This is a genomic window from Pontibacillus yanchengensis Y32 (assembly GCF_000770635.1).
Taxonomy (GTDB): domain Bacteria; phylum Bacillota; class Bacilli; order Bacillales; family BH030062; genus Pontibacillus; species Pontibacillus yanchengensis.
Genome location: NZ_AVBF01000001.1, coordinates 94922 through 115204 on the forward strand (window position 1 = coordinate 94922; position 20283 = coordinate 115204).

21 protein-coding genes and 1 pseudogene are annotated in these 20283 nt (G+C 38.1%); 9 read left to right on the forward strand and 13 right to left on the reverse strand.

The annotated features are described in order from the left end of the window. Positions 1-54: 54 nt before the first annotated feature. The 3 genes and pseudogenes from N782_RS00400 to N782_RS20880 form a co-directional block, all read right to left on the reverse strand. Positions 55-636 (reverse strand): YdcF family protein, encoded by a 582-nt coding sequence (locus tag N782_RS00400; protein WP_052111072.1) that lies wholly within the window; start codon positions 634-636, stop codon positions 55-57. A 54-nt stretch (positions 637-690) separates the two neighbouring features. Next, entirely contained in the window at positions 691-2010 is a 1320-nt protein-coding gene (locus N782_RS00405) for an O-antigen ligase family protein (RefSeq protein WP_084102924.1), read from the reverse strand. A gap of 221 nt (positions 2011-2231) precedes the next feature. Next, positions 2232-3572: pseudogene (locus tag N782_RS20880) on the reverse strand (IS4 family transposase). A gap of 341 nt (positions 3573-3913) precedes the next feature. Between N782_RS20880 and N782_RS00420 the strand changes: the two are divergent. Both N782_RS00420 and N782_RS00425 read left to right on the forward strand, forming a co-directional pair. Then, a complete protein-coding gene (locus N782_RS00420) occupies positions 3914-4639 on the forward strand; it encodes a tyrosine-protein phosphatase (RefSeq protein ID WP_036815109.1) in 726 nt (241 codons plus the stop codon). A 256-nt stretch (positions 4640-4895) separates the two neighbouring features. Then, entirely contained in the window at positions 4896-6104 is a 1209-nt protein-coding gene (locus N782_RS00425; protein WP_036815113.1) for a serine-tRNA(Ala) deacylase AlaX, read from the forward strand. Between the two features lie 36 nt (positions 6105-6140). On the opposite strand, the gene N782_RS00430 is transcribed toward N782_RS00425, so the two are convergent. The 3 genes from N782_RS00430 to N782_RS00440 are packed head-to-tail and all read right to left on the reverse strand — an operon-like array spanning position 6141 to position 9118. Continuing rightward, the gene (locus N782_RS00430) at positions 6141-7127 is read right to left on the reverse strand and encodes a hypothetical protein (protein WP_036815116.1); all 987 of its coding nucleotides are present in this window, start codon (positions 7125-7127) and stop codon (positions 6141-6143) included. 12 nt (positions 7128-7139) lie between these two features. Then, positions 7140-8351 (reverse strand): glycosyltransferase family 2 protein, encoded by a 1212-nt coding sequence (locus tag N782_RS00435; protein WP_036815119.1) that lies wholly within the window; start codon positions 8349-8351, stop codon positions 7140-7142. Then, complete coding sequence (locus tag N782_RS00440) at positions 8336-9118, reverse strand: diguanylate cyclase domain-containing protein (protein WP_036815121.1); 783 nt, start codon at positions 9116-9118, stop codon at positions 8336-8338. Before N782_RS00440 ends, N782_RS00435 begins: the two co-directional genes overlap by 16 nt. Positions 9119-9372: 254 nt before the next feature. Here N782_RS00440 and N782_RS20540 point away from each other — a divergent pair, with 254 nt between their 5' ends. The 5 genes from N782_RS20540 to N782_RS00465 all read left to right on the forward strand — a co-directional run bounded on the left by N782_RS20540 (position 9373) and on the right by N782_RS00465 (position 14947). After that, positions 9373-10257, forward strand: coding sequence for an HNH endonuclease (locus N782_RS20540; protein ID WP_052111073.1), 885 nt, complete (start codon positions 9373-9375; stop codon positions 10255-10257). Between the two features lie 30 nt (positions 10258-10287). Continuing rightward, entirely contained in the window at positions 10288-11628 is a 1341-nt protein-coding gene (locus N782_RS00450; RefSeq protein ID WP_036815123.1) for an NYN domain-containing protein, read from the forward strand. A 13-nt stretch (positions 11629-11641) separates the two neighbouring features. Then, the gene (locus N782_RS00455; RefSeq protein WP_036815126.1) at positions 11642-13639 is read left to right on the forward strand and encodes a MotA/TolQ/ExbB proton channel family protein; all 1998 of its coding nucleotides are present in this window, start codon (positions 11642-11644) and stop codon (positions 13637-13639) included. A gap of 12 nt (positions 13640-13651) precedes the next feature. Continuing rightward, a complete protein-coding gene (locus tag N782_RS00460) occupies positions 13652-14386 on the forward strand; it encodes an OmpA family protein (RefSeq protein ID WP_036815128.1) in 735 nt (244 codons plus the stop codon). A gap of 228 nt (positions 14387-14614) precedes the next feature. Continuing rightward, positions 14615-14947: a DUF3139 domain-containing protein gene (locus N782_RS00465; protein ID WP_036815129.1), complete on the forward strand. Its 333-nt coding sequence runs from the start codon at positions 14615-14617 to the stop codon at positions 14945-14947. Positions 14948-15031: 84 nt separating this feature from the next. Here N782_RS00465 and N782_RS00470 read toward each other — a convergent pair whose 3' ends face one another. From N782_RS00470 to N782_RS21380, 4 genes are all read right to left on the reverse strand, one after another. Continuing rightward, positions 15032-15538, reverse strand: a complete 507-nt coding sequence (locus N782_RS00470) for a hypothetical protein (RefSeq protein WP_036815131.1) — start codon at positions 15536-15538, stop codon at positions 15032-15034. Between the two features lie 61 nt (positions 15539-15599). Then, positions 15600-16187, reverse strand: coding sequence for a hypothetical protein (locus N782_RS00475; RefSeq protein ID WP_036815133.1), 588 nt, complete (start codon positions 16185-16187; stop codon positions 15600-15602). A gap of 58 nt (positions 16188-16245) precedes the next feature. Then, positions 16246-16497: a hypothetical protein gene (locus tag N782_RS21375; protein ID WP_237582223.1), complete on the reverse strand. Its 252-nt coding sequence runs from the start codon at positions 16495-16497 to the stop codon at positions 16246-16248. A gap of 119 nt (positions 16498-16616) precedes the next feature. Next, complete coding sequence (locus N782_RS21380) at positions 16617-16883, reverse strand: hypothetical protein (RefSeq protein WP_036815137.1); 267 nt, start codon at positions 16881-16883, stop codon at positions 16617-16619. A gap of 305 nt (positions 16884-17188) precedes the next feature. On the opposite strand from N782_RS21380, the gene N782_RS00490 reads away from it, so the two are divergent. Both N782_RS00490 and cysQ read left to right on the forward strand, forming a co-directional pair. Further along, complete coding sequence (locus tag N782_RS00490) at positions 17189-17746, forward strand: 3-dehydroquinate synthase II domain-containing protein (protein WP_036815139.1); 558 nt, start codon at positions 17189-17191, stop codon at positions 17744-17746. 86 nt (positions 17747-17832) lie between these two features. Continuing rightward, the gene (gene cysQ / locus N782_RS00495) at positions 17833-18612 is read left to right on the forward strand and encodes a 3'(2'),5'-bisphosphate nucleotidase CysQ (RefSeq protein ID WP_036815140.1); all 780 of its coding nucleotides are present in this window, start codon (positions 17833-17835) and stop codon (positions 18610-18612) included. A gap of 121 nt (positions 18613-18733) precedes the next feature. Here the strand turns inward: cysQ and N782_RS00500 are convergent, their stop codons facing one another. From N782_RS00500 to N782_RS00510, 3 genes are read right to left on the reverse strand one after another with little or no spacing between them, the layout of a single operon-like run. Next, positions 18734-18922, reverse strand: a complete 189-nt coding sequence (locus N782_RS00500; RefSeq protein ID WP_152600684.1) for a hypothetical protein — start codon at positions 18920-18922, stop codon at positions 18734-18736. A gap of 32 nt (positions 18923-18954) precedes the next feature. Continuing rightward, positions 18955-19356: a thiol-disulfide oxidoreductase DCC family protein gene (locus N782_RS00505; RefSeq protein WP_036815144.1), complete on the reverse strand. Its 402-nt coding sequence runs from the start codon at positions 19354-19356 to the stop codon at positions 18955-18957. Beyond that, a complete protein-coding gene (locus N782_RS00510) occupies positions 19325-20269 on the reverse strand; it encodes an HTTM domain-containing protein (protein WP_052111074.1) in 945 nt (314 codons plus the stop codon). Before N782_RS00510 ends, N782_RS00505 begins: the two co-directional genes overlap by 32 nt. Positions 20270-20283: the final 14 nt, after the last annotated feature.

The window sequence follows — 20283 nt, forward strand, 5'->3', positions numbered from 1 at the left end:
GGACAGGTTCATCGTCCCACTAAAGTGGGACGGAGGGACAGGTCCCTCGTCTCATTAAGTCACTAGAAATCGTAGCCAATATCCGGTGAGTTTGGTGTATTCACTTAATACGATTCGCTTATCATATTCATTCATTTTGCCTGATGTTTCAAAAGGAGAAGGGGCAACGGCATAACTCAGATTCATATCTGTAGAAGAGAAGATTGTTTCAAATGTATATCTCGACCTTAGCGTATGGTAATCACTCGTTACTACGACAGCGGAGGTGATGTCCCTTTTTTCCATGATATCTTTGGAGAAAAGGGCATTTTCGTATGTACTGGTGGCTTTGTTTTCTTCTAGGATGACCTCCTCTGGAATCCCGAGTTTGATTGCTTCCTCTATTGTTGTGGTTGGCTCTGTGGCGTTGGTTAAAATGATTTTTTCTCCATACCCCTTTTGATAAAGCTTGACGGCATGCTCTAATCTCCCATCATTACCACTTAGCACAATGATTGCTTCTGATTTTTGAGGGTTTCCTTCAATGACCAGATGCTCCCTGCCGAGTATAGAGTAAGTAATGATGAGGATGATTAGAAGGCACAGGGGAACTAACCCTGCGATGAAAAGGTTTCGTATGAGAATGCGTTTGTTCATGGGTTATCCATTCCTATCTGTGTCGTTTATTAGGATTGCTACTTCTATTTACCCTCATTTAGCTTCAAAGATTCGTGTGGAGTATGTTGCGTGTTCCGTTTTTTTAACTTTTCGATTAACCATGCCAAGCAATACCCAGAAAAATGGAGCGACGGTAATGACGCTTATATTAAAGAAAGCTTGTACGAGATACGCCAAAAGTGCTGCGATGATGCCAGCTTCCAGGAAGGACTGTTGAGCATATTTGATATTTTGTAAGATAGGTATGCTTTTTATGAATGTGGTACTTAAGAGTATAAGATACACAACTAAAGCTGGAACGCCCATTGTCACGGCTAGCTGTAAGTATTCATTATGTGCTTTATCGACGATGATGTCTTCATTTCCACTAAAATAGATACGCTTCTCCTCCGGTCGATCTGGGAACACATCTGCGAATGTGTCGGGTCCTGACCCAAGCCATATGTGTTCTGGAACGAGTGGGAGTGCGTTTTTCCATATGTATAGCCTGCTTGATCCTGCGTGTTGATTGCCTTCGATTACTTGCTTTCCTTCATCTACTAATCCCGCGGTTCGTTTTACCAATGATCCATCCTCTGTCAGGCCTATTCCTATAAATAGCACGAGAAAACTGAACGAAAGAGCGAGCCATTTTTTCCAGAGTTGCTTGTGTTTGAAAACGTAATATGTAAGAAAAAGAAACCCAACAAACGTTCCAACCCAGGCGCTACGGGTGGAGGAGTAGAGCATGGATGCGAACAAGATGGATAGCAGTAGGAAGTAATACACGTTCTGTGACCTTTTTGTAGTAGATAGGTAGAATCCCATCCCAATCATCAGCATAATCGTTACATACGACCCGTAGAAATTCGGATTGCCAAAGAAACCATAACTCCTGTCCCAGCCTTCAGCGTGAGTGGTTCGTGGGAGGAAGTCTAGCTGGAAGTGTTGCAGAATTGCATAGATGGCAACCAGTCCGGATACGAATGTTAGATATGTCAGGAGGCGTCTGTCCTCTTTTTCTGTGAAAAACAAATACACGAATAGAAATAGCGTGATATAGCCCACCCATGCAATCAACCCTTCTAACCGACCCGATGCCCCAATGTAGGAAGTGGATGGATCGACGGAAAAGAGGGTGGATAGGGCGATTAGGAATAGAAAGGAACCAGCCAGGATGATGGGCGTGTTCCATCTCGGTGTGAGCTTTTTTTGGAGTAGCTGCCATAGGATATACAACCAAACCACAACCGTCATCCACTTTAAGTAAAAGAACTTCGTCGTGGTGAACGAGTAGTCTAGGAAGGTGGGGTAGATTAGTACGGGAAATAACGTTAAGAATAGTAGGATGACGTTTTTCATAGGCTCACTCATTTCTGTATCTAGTCCTTTTTTACTCTATCATATGTGGCAGAATCTGTGACCCACGAATTTCCAATAGTGGGATGAGGGGACAGGTCCCATAGCCGTCAAGCTAACAAAATTAAAAGGAAAGTAATAGAATGAAGTCACCACTTAATTCTATTATTTTCCAACTTAAGGTGAATTCTAATCCGTTATAGTCAAGAACTTCAAAAAACATTACCTACAACGTCTTACTTATATACTAAATCCAAAACATCAAACGGACTTTGGTGACCCTTCCTGTGCTCTTTCACCCCATGTCGACTGACATTTTCGTAGACGGTGAGGAAGAGTTTATACACCTTCCTAACCCCAGCTTCTAGACAAGCATTAAGGGAAGGAAGAGCTTCTTTGATTTGGTTCATGGCCTTATATTCAGAGATCTCTTTTTGATGCTTATGATACAAGTAATGGCGACATAGAAACATGGTCATGGAAGAAAGAAGGATACTTATCAACGTTCCGTATAAATGACATTCCAGCCGTTCTTGCTTCATCTTTCGCACTTTATTGATTCCAAAGAGGGATTTCCATACTTTGAATAAGATTTCAATCTGCCATCTTAAGGTGTATAAAGGATACAAGTCTTGAGGAGCTAATTGTTCATGTGTTATGTTGGTCACAAGAACTTGGATATCTTTTCTTTGTTGGGCAGATTGGACGTGCTTTCCTTTCTGCCCTTTTATATGTAAAGCCCTTTTTCGTTTCTTCTGTTGTTCAGGGGTTAGCTTCTGAGCCACAACGCGCCCTATGAAGGAATGTCGTGTGTCCCCACCTACTTGGACAAACCCATAATCTATCGCTTCTCCCGAAGCTTTTTCTTTCAAATCTTCCTCTGGTTTGATTTGCGTCCATCCCTCTATGGCATTTCCCGCCCAAAATGTCGTTCTAGAAGGAGCTCTCGTGATAAAGGAAGCTCCCCGCTTATCTATTTCCTCCATAATTGTTGCCGCATAATACCCTATATCTCGCAATACAAGGTCTCATGGCAAGAGGGAATCCATAATCTCGCGGGCGGCTGATTTGTCGCTCTTCTTTTGAGGATGAACCTCCTGGTGAAGAAAGCTCCCAGATATCAAGTCATAATCAAATTGGATACTCACTCCCGAATTCTGAAATCCTGGATAATCAGGGTGTTCGCCCTCCACCTCAAAAGAAGTGGAATCCATTATACGAATACGTGAAAATTGGTAGCTAACATCTATGTGAGTAGGGACACCGATTTGACTGGCTGCTAATTGCTTGTAAATCTTATGTAAGAAGGCAACAGCCTGGGCATTAAATCGCTCATGTAATGCCTGCTTAGAGATAGATGCTTGAAATGAATGAGAGATATGGCCACATAGAGTGGGTAAGGTGTCGTTCCCTATTGATTTATCAGATAAAGTACAAAGACCGAGAAAGGTTACAGGTGTAAGTTTACTGGATCGTATGGAAAAGCCTGTCTCGTGTGCGGTTTTGTTTACGGAATCTGGGTTCAATGTGTTTTGAATAGCCTTTGTTAACGTCCAAATATGTTTCGTTAGATCCATAGAATCATCCTTCCTAGAAAGTTTTACTAGGAAGGATAACGTTTATGGAGGGGGTTATGGAATCGTTAAGCTTAGCTTGACGGCTATGGGGACAGGTCCCTCGTCTCAATTATATATGTTAATAGTAACCTAGTAATTGGGATACATAATAAAAGGTATTAAAATTTAAATATTAATAGGTGAATAGTTCTAATTAACAGAAAATGTATTATAAATAATGATTTCGACTTGATTCGCTATTAACTGTTTTGGTTTTAATTGGTAAAATAAAACATATTGCTCAAAAATGAAAATGTTATATAATTCAAAAATCCTATTAAGATTGAAGGTGTATAGGTGTAATGATAGATGTACATTGTCACATTTTACCGAATTCGGACGATGGAGCCAAAACTATGGAAGAAAGCATTAGTATGGCAAAAGCTGCACTAAATGATGGGATTACTGCTGTGATCGCCACCCCTCACCATAAAGACGGAATCTATGAAAACGAGCGAGAGGACATTCTGAAAAAAGTACAATCTCTTAACGAAGTATTAGAAGAAAGGGGGCTCCCTTTAACTATTTTGCCTGGTCAAGAAACTCGTATAAATGGCGATATGATTTCGGATTTGGAACAAGGACGAATCCTTCCTCTAAACGAAACAAGTGGATACGTTTTCGTAGAACTTCCCTCTGATCATGTGCCTCGGTATATGAGTCAAATGCTTTTTGATATCCAAATGAGTGGTTACAAACCTATTATCGTTCATCCAGAACGTAATCGAGAACTGTTACAGAATCCTGATATGTTGTATCGATTCGTGAAAAATGGAGCCTTTACTCAGGTGACCGCTGCAAGCGTTTGCGGAAAGTTTGGGAAAAAAATCAAGAAATTCACCCATCAATTAATCGAATCTAATGGGTTTAGCATGAGGGAAGCCTATGATGAAGTGGAGAAAAAGTTTGGTATCTCGGTGCGATACTTGTTTTCTGAGAATGCAGAACTTTTGGTAGATGAAAAAATACTTGCCATGGATATGCCATCTAAAGTAAAGCAACGTAAAATACTAGGACTTTTTAAGTAATGAGAGGGAAAGGAAGGGTGAAACCCCTTGCAGTCTATATAGATTGCAAGGGGCTTATTTGATAGAGATGGTTTGGGGCAAGGGGATAAGTATTTCTGGTTACTGGAATGAGACGAGGAACCTGTCCCCTCATCCCACCCACCACTCCCACAAAAATTTCCTCCCGTTTACCTTGTATTCCAATCCATAGCATGTGAAAATGAGGAATCAACAGGATACATAAAAACGTCACGTATAACACTGGAAGGAAGGTAACATGACGACAAAATTATTTTATCAAAATCCTTATCAAACGGAGTTTGAAACGCAAGTTGCGCGAACTGGTGAGCAAGAGAGACGCCCATACATAGTGTTAGAAGAAACTGCTTTCTACCCAACTGGCGGAGGACAGCCGCATGATACCGGCAGCCTGAATGGTGTGGAAGTTGTCGATGTAGAAGAAGTAGACGGAGAAGTGCGCCATTACCTAACGCAACCTCTAGAAGAAACGAGCGTACATGGAGTGGTAGATTGGAATCGCCGCTTTGACCATATGCAACAGCACAATGGTCAGCACATCTTATCGGCAGTCATGCAGGATGAGTATGGCATGCAGACGGTAAGCTTTCATTTAGGAAAAGACACCGTATCGATTGATCTAGATGCCAAGAACCTGTCGGAAGCTATCATGAAAGAAGCGGAGCAAAAAGTAAACAGAATTATCCAAGAAAACCGTCCCATTCAAACGAAATGGCTCTCATCAGAAGAAGCCAATCAATACCCCCTTCGAAAAGCGCTATCTGTCGAGGAAGCGGTACGTCTCGTCATCATTCCAGAAGTGGACTATAACGGATGTGGCGGCACGCACCCTCATGCTACTGGCGAAGTGATGGCGTTAAAACTACTAGGATGGACACGCCAAAAGAAGCAGGTTCGTCTAGAATTTGCCTGTGGGTATCGCGTGCTGGAACAGCTAGGGAACAAGCACAAAGTTTTATCTGGTATCAAGAATACAATCAAACGTCCAGAAGCAGAACTTGCGCAAGAAGTAGATAATCTAGTCCAAGAAACGAAACAAAAAGACAAGCAAATCACCGAATTACAAGAGCAACTTCTCGAGTATGAAGCTCGTGATTTGATGGCCTATACCCAAGTAGATAGCGGCATCAGAGTCGTACAACACGTATTGATCAAACGTCCGATCAAATCGCTGCAAACCCTTGCCAAGAACATGACCAACCATTATCCTGACGCACTAGTTATCCTAGTGAGCGACCAAGAAGCCCAACTTCAGTTTGTCCTGGCCCGTGGAGAGGATTTAACTGGCGATATGAACAAAATCGCCAAAGAAGTAATGCCTCTTATCGAAGGGAAAGGTGGAGGAAAGCCGAACTTCGTACAAGGTGGGGGGAGTAAATCCCTTGAGGGAAGTGAATTTGCAGAGAAACTGAGGGAGACAGCACTTATGTTTATGAACTGGTACTAAATGAATGGGACGCGGGGACAGGTCCCTCGTCCCATTTTATTCCCTATAATGGTTATACCTGTATTCAGCTATTAATGGTAAGATATTATCAAAAAAGTGAGCATTATCTGCTGTAGTTTTATATCCACCATCATTATGTTGGAGCTTCTTCATGCTATCAAAAAGTACTTGAACCTTTTCCTTTTCATCATTATTTAAATAAGCAATGATTAACAATGCATACGCTGAGGGAGACTCGTAATCTACTGTTGGGGATTTCGTATTTCTGGAATATCTCCCGTAGATTTTTCCTCTATTCTTTAACTCTTCCTCTACAAATTGGAAAAACGTATTGGTGTTAACCCCTAAAAGATTGGCGTTTAATGCAATAAGGCTTTGATCAATCATGTTTACTTCTTGTTGAGCTTTAAATGTTTTTGTTTTTAACCTGTACACTTCAGGGAAAAACACATTTTCATTTACTTCCTGAAGTATAGATACATATTTTCCTAAGACCTCTTCTTCGAAATATCCAATCGCTTCTGCATCTGTATAAGACAAACGCAACTCTTTTGAGGGCTCTTGAGCTTTCATATCGTAAAAATCTACTATAATATTATTCGCCATTTGCTTTTCTTGAATGAATTCTTTGATTTCATCAGCCAAAACACGATATTCTTGATTCTCCCATTTACTACTTGCTTTATATAAAGACTTCATTATTCGTAAATCATCTACGGAAGAGTTGGAATGTGCTTCATGGTCTCTCCAAGCAACAAAGCCATTTTGAGAAATATCCCTAACGATAGCTGCCTGTTGTTTAAATTCCTTCTTTTGGTTCGATAATACCAAGTAATGCATATATAGACCTATACTTTCTGTTAATGCTTCATCACCATTTATAAAAGTTGTAATCTTCCCGTTATCCTTCACAAAGTTTTCTTGAATAAACTTCTCAGATGATGGCTTATTAGTCGTTAGGATGATAAATACAATTCCAACCGTGAGTACGACCATCACCATTCCTGTGAATAACTTCTTCACGAATTCCACCTCTTAGAACCTAATTGTTTTATCCCATTGGATATGGTTACCTTTCCTTCTGTTCTTCATGTAAAAATACATGCTGCGTATGAGTAAGATAAGAAATACTTGTGAATATGTGAAGTACATTATGATGGAGATGAAGCTATTATAAACACTTACAGTTTCATCAAACACCATGGCACTTGCATGCTGAATGGTATAAACAATGTAGCTCATATACCAAAACATGATGAGCGGGCTTTGAACAAACTCCGTATTCATTCCAAATATACTAAGCACAAACCATACATGTGAAATGGAAAGTAATATAACAAAGAATAGGTAGACAGATATGTGATGTAATGTATGAAAAATAGTCCTGTCTTTCCATGATTCTTTATTGAATAAGGATTTCTCTAATAAATATATATTACCTTGAAACCATCTTGTTCTTTGCTTAACTAAAGCTTTAATTGTTTCAGGTTCTTGTTCCCATGTTTTAGCTTTCGACACGATGGGAAGAACATAGCCTTTTGAGGAGAGTCTCATTGTTAGCTCTGCATCTTCAGCAAGAGCATATGGATCGTAATCTCCTAGGTCATTAATAATGTCTCTACGTAGTAACATGTTGGTCCCAGTTAATGACCCTACTCTAAAGAGAGCCCATCTTCCGCTTTGCATCATTAGTTGGTGGACCTGGAATTCCAAACCTATCATCCGTGTGAGCCAATTCTTGTTCATGTTTAAAGTTTTTACGTACCCGACTGCACCTGCAGCATTTTTTGTGGTTTCTGCTTTATTTACTAATAGTTTAACTGCATCGGGTTCTGGTTGATTGTCAGCATCATAGATAACGAAATAAGGACTTTCAGATATAGATAAACCGTAGTTTAAAACCCTCGATTTCCCTTTAGGTTCTCCGGGCGGAACTTTTATGTGATGAATGTTCTTATACACGTTACTAAACTCGTCAGCTATTTCCTCAGTCTCATCATGAGAATTGTCATTTAATAGATAAATGTGAATGTTGCCAGGATACTGTATCCCTGCCATTGCTTCTAGTGTTTTTTGTATAACTTTTCCCTCATTATGTGCTGGAATTAAAATATCGACAGGGGGATAGTTTGTATTTGAATTTTTGCTATTTTTACTACGGTCTATTACGCCGGCGATAGTGAGAAGAGAATATAGTAAAAGCATAATCCAGAAAAAAATCATAATTATTATTAAGATGTATGCCATAGTTCATCCCCTCTATAAGACTCCTCATTTAAGAAGTCATCGTCCATTTCTCTCTCCGTAACGGTATATTGGTTGTCATTTATGTTTATTTCTTTAGATAGGAGCTCTTCAAATCGTTTTAGTACAATGGATTTACCGTATTCATTTGTATTTTGAAGAAGCACTACAAATGTATTCTTGTCATATCGACCAACTAAGTCATAATTTCCTCTTACGGACTTTAATAAGGTATTACCGAATGTTTTTATTAAAGCATTTCTGGCGCGCTTAGTGTCACCATTTATAGAGATGAAAAGTAAATATCCTCTCTCATTTCTTCTCTTCAAGCCAGTCCAAACCACCTTCGTTTTCTCAATGAATTCATTTTTCGTGAAGACATTACTTTGAGTTTCGAAACGCTGTAATTTACTTAGTTCGTTTTTCATTTGACTATAATTCCTCCTATCTCTTTTTAGGATGAAGAAAATAATCCACATTAAAGTAACACTTGCAACGAATGAAACATGATCCAAAACAATAGGAAGTTGTTCGATGGAGGTAAGCCTGATTTGATAGGCTTCATATGTTAAGTAAAACCCTACCGCCAATATTTCTATTATTAAGATAATAAATCCAATAGCACTTGTAAAAAAAGTAAATAAGAAACCTGTAATCAGAGTTAAAATGATGTAATAATCCCCAAGAAATTGGCTTTCTCCATTAGTAAGAGTAACTGTAGTGAAAAGAAGAGCGAGAAACAATAAATAGATTAGTTTAGGTTTTTCCATTTTCTTTCCCTCCAATAGATAATTGCTAATTACATATATATATCTAGATACAATTCCCTTGTTACTATGGATTAAATCATATTACTTGTGAGACGCAGGGACAGGTCCCTCGTCCCATTTGGGATGAGGGACCTGTCCCTGCGTCTCATTTTTACAATTTTTATAGTAAATTCAACCCATTCATTTTCCAAGTCGTGCTACAATTGGTTGTATTATATTTCTTGTAGTAGAGCAATTTTACAGGGGGATTATGGATGGGGTTTTTTCGTGGGACAGGTAATGTCATAGGTACTGTTGGTGGTGGATTGATTGGTGGAACAGTCAAAATTGCCGGAAAAGCAGTTGGTACGAAATTTGATAAAACAGGAGATTGGATTGAAGATGTCGGAACTAGCGTAAATGGAGCATCGAAAGTAGCCTTCGATAGCGCAGGGCAATTTGTGGATGGTGCTGTACAGGGGACATATGGAATTGCTACGAAAAGCGGTTACCATCGAAATGCTGGATGGGGTGATCTTAAAGATTCTTCAACTCGAACGGTAAAAGGTGTAGGTACTACGTTGAAATATACAGCAAATGGAGCTTATACGACGTATCAAGGAGCTGTCTCCGGAGATAAGGAGTTATTGATGAGAGGTGTGAAGGATGTCGGGAAAGTAGCTGCCGTATCTACGCTAGCTATTGGAATTATTGATGTCATGGATGATGATTCAATAGAAGCAGAAACGCGTAATGACCATTTAAACGGTAGCGATCATCCAGAGACTAGTGTCCCTTTTCAAGAAAGAACGATAACTCTACCGAATGGTGATGAGGTTACTGGTACTTATCCTGTGTTCGATTCCGGATTTAGTGTTCAACTATCTGAAGAGATGTATACATCTAGTGATGATGTCCATTTTGAAATTGCCAATGATACGCTCTATCAAGCCATTCAAGAAGAACCAAATGTTGCGTCACAATTAGGGTTAGGTATGAATGATGTGAATCAACTAGCTGTTGGGGAGACTCCAGAAGGATATGTGTGGCATCATCATGAATCCCCTGGTGTTATGCAATTTGTGAATGAAGATGTTCATGAGAATACCGGTCATTCAGGTGGACGGGTTCTATGGGGTGGAGGAAGTGAAGCTAGATAACGAAAAGCATTTAGATAAGGGGGGATATTAGTGGAAAAGCTGTCACCAAAAAACTTATATATGTTGCCGTCTTTTAAAGAAGAGAATGTTAATTACCTATATCAGAGTTTAAAGTACGCTAAGAGTATGCATGCTATTGTGCACCGACTGAATAAGAAACAGAGAAATCCTTTGATTCTTCCACCAACTTATCATGATATTCCAGTTGAGGAGATTAGTGATGAGCTCGATAATATACTTCCGAAAGCTTCTGCAGAAACTTTATCCTTATGCGATGGTGAGAATTTACGAACCCAACACCTTCAGTTTTTAATAAATAATACAAAAAGCTCGGGCAAATTGTTAAGCTCTTCAGCATTTACTCCAACACCAAACGAAGTACCAATACAAGTTATAACAGGTGCAGCAATTTATTCTACAAATAACAAGCATATTAGCCATATGGGGAGCAATCAACAATGGCTTAACCAACTTGTAGGATTCTTCAAGGACATGACAGAAATGAATGTTTATATAGACTCTTCCATTTCGTTTGACTCTTTTCTATTTTATCCGACTGGTACCATAAAGGCGTTTATTACATATGATTTGTTAGAGATGGGAAACAATCAGGATTCTTGGAAGATTAGAAAGCATAACCTGTTGGTCTTTTATTACTTGATTGAGGAATTACAGCTTTATACTTCGGAAAATACGGAAGTGATTTCTGTGCTGACCAAAGAATATGACTCTGAATATAATCGACTGTATCAGGCATTACAGCGATCAGACTTCTTGTTGTCTGATTTTGAATCGATTGAAGCCTTCATTAACACTACTCATTACTCGAAAATGGAGCGAAATGAAATTGGTGTTTTTTTGGATACTGCAAACATTTTCACTGGTTTACAAAGCTTGAAGGTAGATTTTCATCACTTATTTACTTTAATGTTCGGAACCTTTATGCAAAATCACATCAAGGATCAATACGCTACTATTTATTACCCGGAATTTGAGGAGGAGAGTAAGGCCATCTATGCTCACCAGAAAGTTGAAGAGTTGAGGAAGTATTTAGAATCACAAGGTTTCACCATCTTAGAGACACATAATCAAAAGTCAAAAGCAAAAGAAGTAGTGCACGGGATAGAGCTTGATATAGATGATCAAGTGCTAATCAGCAAAATGGAAGAGCGGAAAGAGAAGTATAATGAATTGATTCTTTTTACGGGTGATTTCCACTTCTACAATATAGCTTGTGAATACAGGGATAGTGGGAAAAAAGTGAATCTTATCTCCCTGTCTGAAGCGGATACATCACAAGATATGGTTCGAGAATTCCAGGAAAGTCACTCCTTTATAACGGATTATTCGCAATGTTTTAAATTATATTAATTGGAGGATCAACATGGGGTACATAAAGCTGTTTGGAAGTAAATTATTCGGGATGGGATTAGCTGTTGCATCCATTTTTATTTTAGTATGGATCTTACCAAGTGAAGAAAATTTCTTTTTAGCTGAGGTAATAGAATTTCCTATTATTATAAGCACATTTCTTCTGTTGATGGGGATAACCGTGTATGCAACCAACAAAAATAAAGAGATTTACCAACATTTAAAAGTCCACGCGAATCCAAGTTCTTCGGAGCATTTTCGATTGCTTAAGGATTTACAGTATGAATACTTGCAGGATAACGAAGAAAAGGACCCGTTATCTCGAGAACATATACAATCGATTATTGAATCTTATTTTGCACAATATTACCTTCGAGGTAAATACAATGTTGCTCAACGTCTTAAATTAATACAAACGTTAGGATCTATAACGATTCTTGTTGGAGTGCTAGGAACGTTTGTGGGACTAGTTTTAGCTTTACGAGGAATTAATGAAAATGATATTCAAAATTCCATTATGCCTATATTGTCAGGAATCAATACTGCCTTTTATACGAGTATAGCCGGAATTATCTGCTCTGTTGTTATTAATTTACATACTAAGTTTAAAAATTCAGATCAACTCTTTCTAAATTTAATGCTGACTGTTGAAAATTCCATACTAGCTGAAGAGCAAGAATCAGCCAATAATCAAGTTGTAGAGGCCATTGCAGAAGTAGGAAATGAAATCAAAAGCTTAAAGCAGTCATTTATTGATGTTCAACGTTTTTCAGAGGGTTTTGAACGAGCAACGAACAATATGAATCAGTTTAATGCGGATTTTGGTAAAACGACATCACGCCTTAAGTCTATGTTTACTGATATGGAAACCATTATGGAAAGTTTTAATGAGCGGTCTCAACAAATTCATGATGATTTTGGACGTTTATTTGACTATTTTCAACAACAAGAAACATTCCAGCAAGAACTTTATACAGGCGTTCAATCAACCAATGAACGAATCCATACATTTATGGATCAACACCAAGCTTATCAACATCAACAAATACTAACGATGCAAAACTTGCATCAAGAGCAACAGCAATTCTTCAATGATACTTACACTTCCTTCGATTCTATAAAGGAGCAGATTGAGGGGGCTATTCATAAATCAATGGATACGATGCATGATGCCTATGAATCAATGAGTAATTTCTTAGGTGAGATGCTGGATAAACAAGAATCTATCGTTCAATCACAACTAAAATTTGAAAATAAAAACACACAGTTGATGGAAAACGTAGATAATGCAACCTCTACCATGAAGGATGTTCTAGAAAATACATCATTTGAACAACTATCATCTATCACCAGTGGCTGGACAGAGCAAACTGAAAAATTATCGTCTACGTTGGAGAATACAACGGAAGCACTTCATACGATGCAGGAAAAAAGTGACCATAGCACAAAACTTTTAGGTGATATTAATGAAGGTTTAACTCAGCAAGCTCAACGTCAAACTGAAATGCAGGATCATTTTACAAACCATTTGGAAAAGTATGTAGACCAAAATAACTCGATTCATCATTCTTTTGAGGAAGCTATTGAGATTTTCAAACAACATAAGGTAAACAATGAACAATTGTCAAATTTAGCAGTAGAGATGAAGGAAGAGTTTGCACGAAATTATCAGACCATAACAAAACAGACATCTGAATTACACAATTCCCTGCAAGGATACATTGAGAAAACATCTAAGCAAATTGAGAGCTTTATCCGTCAAGCGGAGACTAATATGGACGAAAACCTTGGTAAATCAATAAAAGAATTCCGTAATTATGTTCAAACAACGAATGAAATTCTCGACAATAGATTTAATGAGTTACAGAACCATTTCTTAATCAATGATGAATTTAGAAGAGATTCTCTGACTTCATTAGAACAATCTATGAAATCCCTTGATCAAACCATTGGACACCTAGCCGAAAAAGTAGGCGAAGATCATCAAAAGCAATTGGTTTACGAAGGGTAGGGCTGGTCATTCATGAATAATAAATATAAGCGATTAGTTGAAGGGCCTGAAAATGACAATGATTTTTGGCCTTCATTCACAGATTTATTAGCCACTTTTCTTCTAGTAGTTTTGTTGATTTTAATAGCGATGATATTGAACATCCATAAAGATAACGTAGCCAAAGGGAAAGAACTAAATGAGAAACAAGATAAAATTGAAAAGCAAGAGAAAGAAATTGAAGAAAAAGAACAAAAAATAGCGATGATTACCGGATTACGCAAAGATATTATCGTAAGCATGCAAGAAGAATTTAAAGATACAAATTTAGATATCGAGATTGATAAACAAACTGGAGCCATCAAATTTAGTAATGACCTTCTCTTTGAAACCGGTAAGTCGGTCATTCGCCCAGAGTTTAAACAACAATTAAAACAATTTATCCCTGTTTATATGGATCTTCTATATAGTGGATATGAAGAACATTTATCAGAAATTGTTGTAGAGGGTCATACAGATAACGTGGGCTCATTCATGGATAACCTCGATTTATCACAGCAAAGAGCATTTAGCGTAACCAAATTCATCCTTAGCGATGAATTAGGAGATTTCAAATATAAAGATAAGGTGAAGATGGACATTACCGCTAACGGCAGATCAGAAACAATGCTGAAAAAGGTGGATGGCGTAGTAGATAAGAAGAAATCGAGAAGAGTAGAATTTAAGTTTCGACTGAAAAACTATAGTGATGTATATGATGAGGAATAGAATTTGAGTTAGAGAATAGGGAGTGAGATGAGGGGACAGGTCCCTTGTCTCACAGATATGAGGAGAATAAAATATGTACACAGGGCTTCCTAGGAAGAATATAAGTAAAAATTAAAATGTAAGTTTTAAATTTTGGTGTTATCTGATACAACATTATTGTTACAAGGTATTGTTCAAGTTAAGAAGCCTTTTGTTTATTTTATTTACATAAAAGGGTGTTTTAAAGTAATGAAAACAGTAAAAAGAGTTGCTTACTCTATCATTATTATAATTTCAGTTCTGGTAGTGGCTGCCATTATCTATGTTCAAGTTAAAAAGAATATGCTTCAATCTGAAGTCGAAGAATACCTATCTCAAAAAGGGCATTCAAAAGATGTTCTTCAAGAAGTGGACCCTAGCTTTGGTGTCTTACCTTATTTTGCTGTAACAGTTACATTCAAAAATGAGCCTGAGGCAACGTACAGTTACACTAGAGAAGATGGTCAAATCGTCCAGCTTGATTGTGAGCACAATGATCCAAATGCAGAAGAAAACTATGAATTTAAGCATTGTGAAAACTAGTCTTATTTGTGGGATGAGGGGACAGGTCCCTCGTTTCAAAATGGGATGAGGGACCTGTCCCTGCGTCCCATTCGTCCCATTTGGTTAGTGCCCTTTAATCCAGCTAGCAAAGAAGTTCCAATCTGCTATCGAACCATCGTTATGGAGGATCCCTAGAAACACACCATCTCCTCGACCAACTTGCCAAATGGCTTGAGCTGAGTTTGTTTTGTCGGATATTTCATGGTTGAATACATAGTTAATCAGTTCATCTTTACCTGGACCATGCGTTTCGGCAACATAGGCTACTAGATACATATCGATGCAATTTGGCCCTAAATCTTTTATATTACTACGCAGGATATGTTTCTTGATTAGGTCGATGTTTTCTTGTACGGTACCTTCTAATAGATAAGGTTTGATTTCGTCTATATTGTAGGCGTCGTAGCTTCGTTTATCCCAGGGCTTTAGCTGGTCTCGATTTCCGTTTGCTTCTTGAAGTTTTGTTATCATATTTTTTAGGTTGCTTACTGTGGGGATGATGTTGCTATGTATGTCTCGTCCGTTAATGTTGTTTGGTAGTAAGATGGTACTTGTTGAGTTAACGTGCATGGTTAAGCACTCCAATCGTTATTTTTTGGGATGAGGGGACAGGTCCCTCGTCTCACCAAGATTAGCTTTCTTTCGGAACCACTTCGACTTCGAATACAAAGGCTAAATCAGATTCTTTCACTTCATCTGGAATGCTAGTAGGAGTTCCCCCAGTTACTTCGATGCGATTATCGGTGGTACCTCTCCAATAGCCGAGATAAATGCTGTCTCCTGTTGTTAAAGTTTGGGATTCTTGTAGTAGAGAGGGAAACATATGGCTTATTTTTTCAGGGATGTTGTATGGAAGCGTAAATCTCCCTTTGTCTGACCCAAATGAAAACTCAATTGTATCTGAATTGGTTTTGTAAGAGATGGACGTTCTAGCCCAATTCGATAGGAATTCATCTTGTATCATTGCTGACCCATTATCTTTTGAACGGTTACCATTTTTGTATTTTATAATTTTCATAACTAATTGTTCTTCGGGGGTTAAATTCCCGCTAACACCAAAGAAGTGAATAGAGTTTTTCTTCAGCCCGGTATGAGGGAGAAGGTTCTTTTCCTCATCCGTGAGTTCGGTAGGTTCGATGGTGATTTTAGATTCTTTTGGAGTTGATTCGTCGCATGCTGCAATGAAAATGAGTAGTAATAGCGGAATGACTTTCTTCAATTTTGGGCCTCCTGTGTGGGATGAGGGGACAGGTCCCTCATCTCAGTCTAAATATTTATTAGGTAGAGAATATGTTCATGAAAGTAAGTAACAGGATGATGAATGATAAACCAATCGTAATCATTCCGGCTTTCTTTTTATTTTTTTGATATTCTTTCATGCCGTTATAGAAGTTTAAGACGAACATGAGTAACCCTAAAAGGCTAATTATTTCTAAGACATCGGTAACAAGATAAAATACAATGATAAGGAAACATGCGATAGGTGCAAATAGATCTAATTTGGAGATTGCTCTTAAAACGAGAAACACCACCTTTTCGTTCCATTTTCATCCATTCTATCAGAGTTAGCACGTATTCTAAATTAATTTGGGACGAGGGACCTGTCCCTTCGTCCCACTTACAGGGACTGCTTGATACATAGTGCTTATCAATTTATGAAATATAAAACAGCTACACCCAAAAAAGATAAGCTAAACGTAAACATTATTTCAAACCCTACCAGCGAATTATCTGTGAGAACAAATGTAACTAGAAAAATAAGCCCTCCGATGGCTATGATTGTTCCTTTGTTTAACTCATTAGTGGGGCGATTTTTAGAGTAAGTCAAGCCAAAGAAAGCAGTAGCTAGTAAGGATAATAAACCTACAATAATTTTTTCCAATCCAGGTAAGAAATTACGTTGTAAGAGAATCATCAAAATAAAAAATGCTATTGAAATGGTTACATACTTTAAAACTTTAATAATGGGACCCTCCTAAAGATAAAGGGTGAGGGGGGGAGACTCCCTCCCCTCATCCAAAACTAAATGTAATTGGAACTGGAAGTTTCAAAAAAGAATATGTTCATGAGGATGAATTTTATTAGATTATAATAACTGGATTAAAAGGAAAAACCACTTCAGATTCGATTTTCATCCATTTTATCAAAGTGTGTATTTCTTAACTAAATAAATTGGGACGAGGGACCTGTCCCTTCGTCCCACCAAGGGGCGTTTTAGCAATGACGAATCAAATAGAGAATCAACAAGCGTATATGGAAGTTACGAATATAACAGAGGTTGGGGAAGGGATGAGAGTTTGTCTCGACTTCATTGATTATTTGAAATCTAGTGAAGGTGTTTATGTAGGGAATACTGGACATGGGTATATGAAAGTGTTGTCTGAAAATCGTACTTCTGAAGGGTATCCACCACGTGCTTTTCGTATCAATGTTGGTGCGTTTCATCAGTATCTTTTTCAAGAAGAGAAGACATTGTATTTGGATGAAGTGAACCCTGGTGAAAACGTTTGGATAACGTATGAAGAAGAGAGTCGGCCTCTTGCGGTTGGGAGAGTGAAAATCGAAAAGAGGCCTTTTGTAAGAGTGGAATGTAAGACGGATAAAGGATCTATGATATCTGCAACGTTACAGCATTCTCCTAGTGTTCACTTGGTGGAGAAGACGAAAGGGGAGACATCGGTGTTGAATCTGGAGGTTGGTGATCAGGTGTTGTGTCTTGAGGATAAACCAGGGAGGCACTTGGGGGAACAGGTGGATGAAGAGATTATTGAGAAGTGAGGTGGGACGAAGGGACAGGTCTCTCATCCCATTCCGGAAAAAGTGAGACGAGGGACCTGTCCCCTCATCCCAAAAGGAGGTTTTTTATGAAAACAATAATAGAAGCTGCTATAGAGGCAGGTAAAGAGATTATGAAAATTTATGAAACAGATTTTAATGTAGAGTATAAGGAGGATGAATCTCCTCTTACGTTTGCGGACCAACGCTCCCATGAGGTTATTAAGAGAAAATTAAAGGATTATAATGATTCTATACCAATCCTAAGTGAGGAAGGGGACCATCTCCCTTTTGAAAAAAGAAAAGATTGGAAGGAATTCTGGTTAGTTGATCCAATTGATGGAACAAAAGAATTTATTAATAAAAACGGAGAATTCACTGTTAATATTGCACTTATCCGAGAAGGGAAACCAGTACTTGGGGTCGTTTATGCACCAGCGCTTGGAGATCTTTACTATGCTGATGAGAAGAAGGGTGCTTATAAAGTATCAGAAGTGCTAAGCTCAAAAAGTAAAAACGTGAAAGCTATTAAACTTCCATTTACCAAATCGGAAGATACAGTAGCTAAAGTTGTAGCAAGTCGTTCGCATATGTCTGAAGAAACAGCTACTTTTATTAATGGGCTGAAAGAAAACTACGAATCAATTGAAACTGTTTCTGTCGGAAGTTCATTAAAGCTATGTCTGATAGCGGAAGGCAAAGCAGATTACTATCCTCGATATGCTCCGACGATGGAATGGGATACGGCTGCTGGCCATGCTATTGTAGAACTTTCTGGAGGTAAGGTAGAAGTTGCAAACGAGGGTAAACCGTTAATCTACAATAAAGAACATCTGAAAAATCCATGGTTCTTGGCAACAAGAGCTTAGGTGATTGGGACGAGGGGACAGGTACCTCATCCCAGCCCCTTCTCAAAGTAAGAAATCCCTTGAGAACGCCATGCTCTCAAGGGAAGTAGTGGGACGAGGGACCTATCCCTCCCTACCAGTTTTACACAATGGCAAGCAATTCAGTTACAAAGACTACTAGAACAATCAAAGCAAATCCAAGTGAAGTGAAGGCTATTGTCTTGGTTTTAAAATATAATGTTTCTTTTTTACTTTGAAATTTACCGAAGTCTCTTATACTAATTGTAATCATATATAAGGCTGATAGTATCGCTAAGCCATACATTATCATTCGAATTCCTTCCATTATATCTACTCTCCTTTTTATAACTTACAAGATTGGTTGTTACAGTGATTGACGGGGATGGTTCGTCTATGTTTCGAAATAAAATAGTATGCAAGATGCCCGATACGTGTCAGATGGGCCAGGTATAGTAGAGGTAGTAAGAACCATCTACTAGGAGTTCTTTTCGTAATTTCAATAACAGCAGTTAATCCTTTTTCGAGTTGATTTGTTTGCTTGTTAAGCGCATGCATATAGGTGTTTAATTGTTCTAAGGGAACTCCCAATTCAATGTGTACAGAATCTTCTCGAAACGACTTGAATTGTAATAAATTGTACCTGTCTCGTTTCTGCCATTTTGCTACAATAGTCTGGCAAAACGAACAAGAGCCATCGTAATATATTAAAACTTTAGATTTCGGTGCTAGTCTTTTGGCTAACATTAGTATCGCTCCTTTTCATGATGACTGAAAGAGTCCTTTTGGCTATAACCCTTCCTTTTTTATATTCTTTATCGGTTATGAATAACAAATCTAGTGCGATCATGATCAGCCCAAATTGGATAAGCCCCATCACGAAGATAATACCAAGATGGAATAGAATGGAACCAAATAGAGTGATAATTTTTGTGTACTTGTTTGTGACCAGAAAGGGAAAAAACAATTGCATGAGAATGGAACTATAGGCCCCGAAAAATAAAAGCAGTGGAGAGTTTATAATATAAGGTGCGACAGAAGGTAAAGTGAATTCATCCACATTCAATATATAATATAAGGCTGTTCCATGTTGCCACATATCTCCTTGTGCTTTGAAAAAACCAGAGAAAAAGTATAATATACATACTTGTGCTAAACAGATGAAAATCGCGTAGTTATGGAAGATGTTTTTAATATTCTTGCTTTTATTGTTTGTGTCTTGTTTTGTCTCAACGGAGAAATATTCATTAATATTAGCGAACATTAAGAAAAAAAGTACAATAAATAAAATGTTGTTTCCGCCATCCATGATAAAGGGGTTCTCATTATATAAAGACCAAACGAATAAAAAATTGATTGGCGTTATAAAGTTTGTTTTAAGGCCGATAAGAAACAAGAAGTTTACTAAAATACCAAGTATATAGATTGTTTCGAACCAAACGATAGAATTATTTAGTGTATATAACGAGAAGAAATGGACATTTGAATCAGCTGGAACAAATGAATGTATTCCCCAGACATCATGTCGTTGAAAGTAGTAAACCAAGTAGGTGAACATAATATGAATTCCCACAGCTAGTCGAACAATACTACTACCAACAAGAAAATACTGCTTTTCACTGATATAGTGATATGGTTTTGCAAATAGGTTGCTCGTCAATTATGTATCCTCCT

Bases quoted from the DNA above. Each gene is read 5' to 3' on its own strand.
- N782_RS00440 (WP_036815121.1), bottom strand. From the start codon at position 9,118: ATGGAAAAACCTAAACTAATCTATTTATTGTTTCTCGCTCTTCTTTTC.
- N782_RS00500 (WP_152600684.1), bottom strand. From the start codon at position 18,922: ATGATAATGTATGGCTTAGCGATACTATCAGCCTTATATATGATTACA.
- N782_RS00505 (WP_036815144.1), bottom strand. From the start codon at position 19,356: ATGTTAGCCAAAAGACTAGCACCGAAATCTAAAGTTTTAATATATTAC.
- N782_RS21380 (WP_036815137.1), bottom strand. From the start codon at position 16,883: ATGATTCTCTTACAACGTAATTTCTTACCTGGATTGGAAAAAATTATT.
- N782_RS00435 (WP_036815119.1), bottom strand. From the start codon at position 8,351: ATGGCATACATCTTAATAATAATTATGATTTTTTTCTGGATTATGCTT.
- N782_RS00405 (WP_084102924.1), bottom strand. From the start codon at position 2,010: ATGAGTGAGCCTATGAAAAACGTCATCCTACTATTCTTAACGTTATTT.
- N782_RS20540 (WP_052111073.1), top strand. From the start codon at position 9,373: ATGGGGTTTTTTCGTGGGACAGGTAATGTCATAGGTACTGTTGGTGGT.
- N782_RS00465 (WP_036815129.1), top strand. From the start codon at position 14,615: ATGAAAACAGTAAAAAGAGTTGCTTACTCTATCATTATTATAATTTCA.
- cysQ (WP_036815140.1), top strand. From the start codon at position 17,833: ATGAAAACAATAATAGAAGCTGCTATAGAGGCAGGTAAAGAGATTATG.
- N782_RS00420 (WP_036815109.1), top strand. From the start codon at position 3,914: ATGATAGATGTACATTGTCACATTTTACCGAATTCGGACGATGGAGCC.
- N782_RS00400 (WP_052111072.1), bottom strand. From the start codon at position 636: ATGAACAAACGCATTCTCATACGAAACCTTTTCATCGCAGGGTTAGTT.
- N782_RS00425 (WP_036815113.1), top strand. From the start codon at position 4,896: ATGACGACAAAATTATTTTATCAAAATCCTTATCAAACGGAGTTTGAA.
- N782_RS00455 (WP_036815126.1), top strand. From the start codon at position 11,642: ATGGGGTACATAAAGCTGTTTGGAAGTAAATTATTCGGGATGGGATTA.
- N782_RS00460 (WP_036815128.1), top strand. From the start codon at position 13,652: ATGAATAATAAATATAAGCGATTAGTTGAAGGGCCTGAAAATGACAAT.
- N782_RS00490 (WP_036815139.1), top strand. From the start codon at position 17,189: ATGACGAATCAAATAGAGAATCAACAAGCGTATATGGAAGTTACGAAT.
- N782_RS00470 (WP_036815131.1), bottom strand. From the start codon at position 15,538: ATGCACGTTAACTCAACAAGTACCATCTTACTACCAAACAACATTAAC.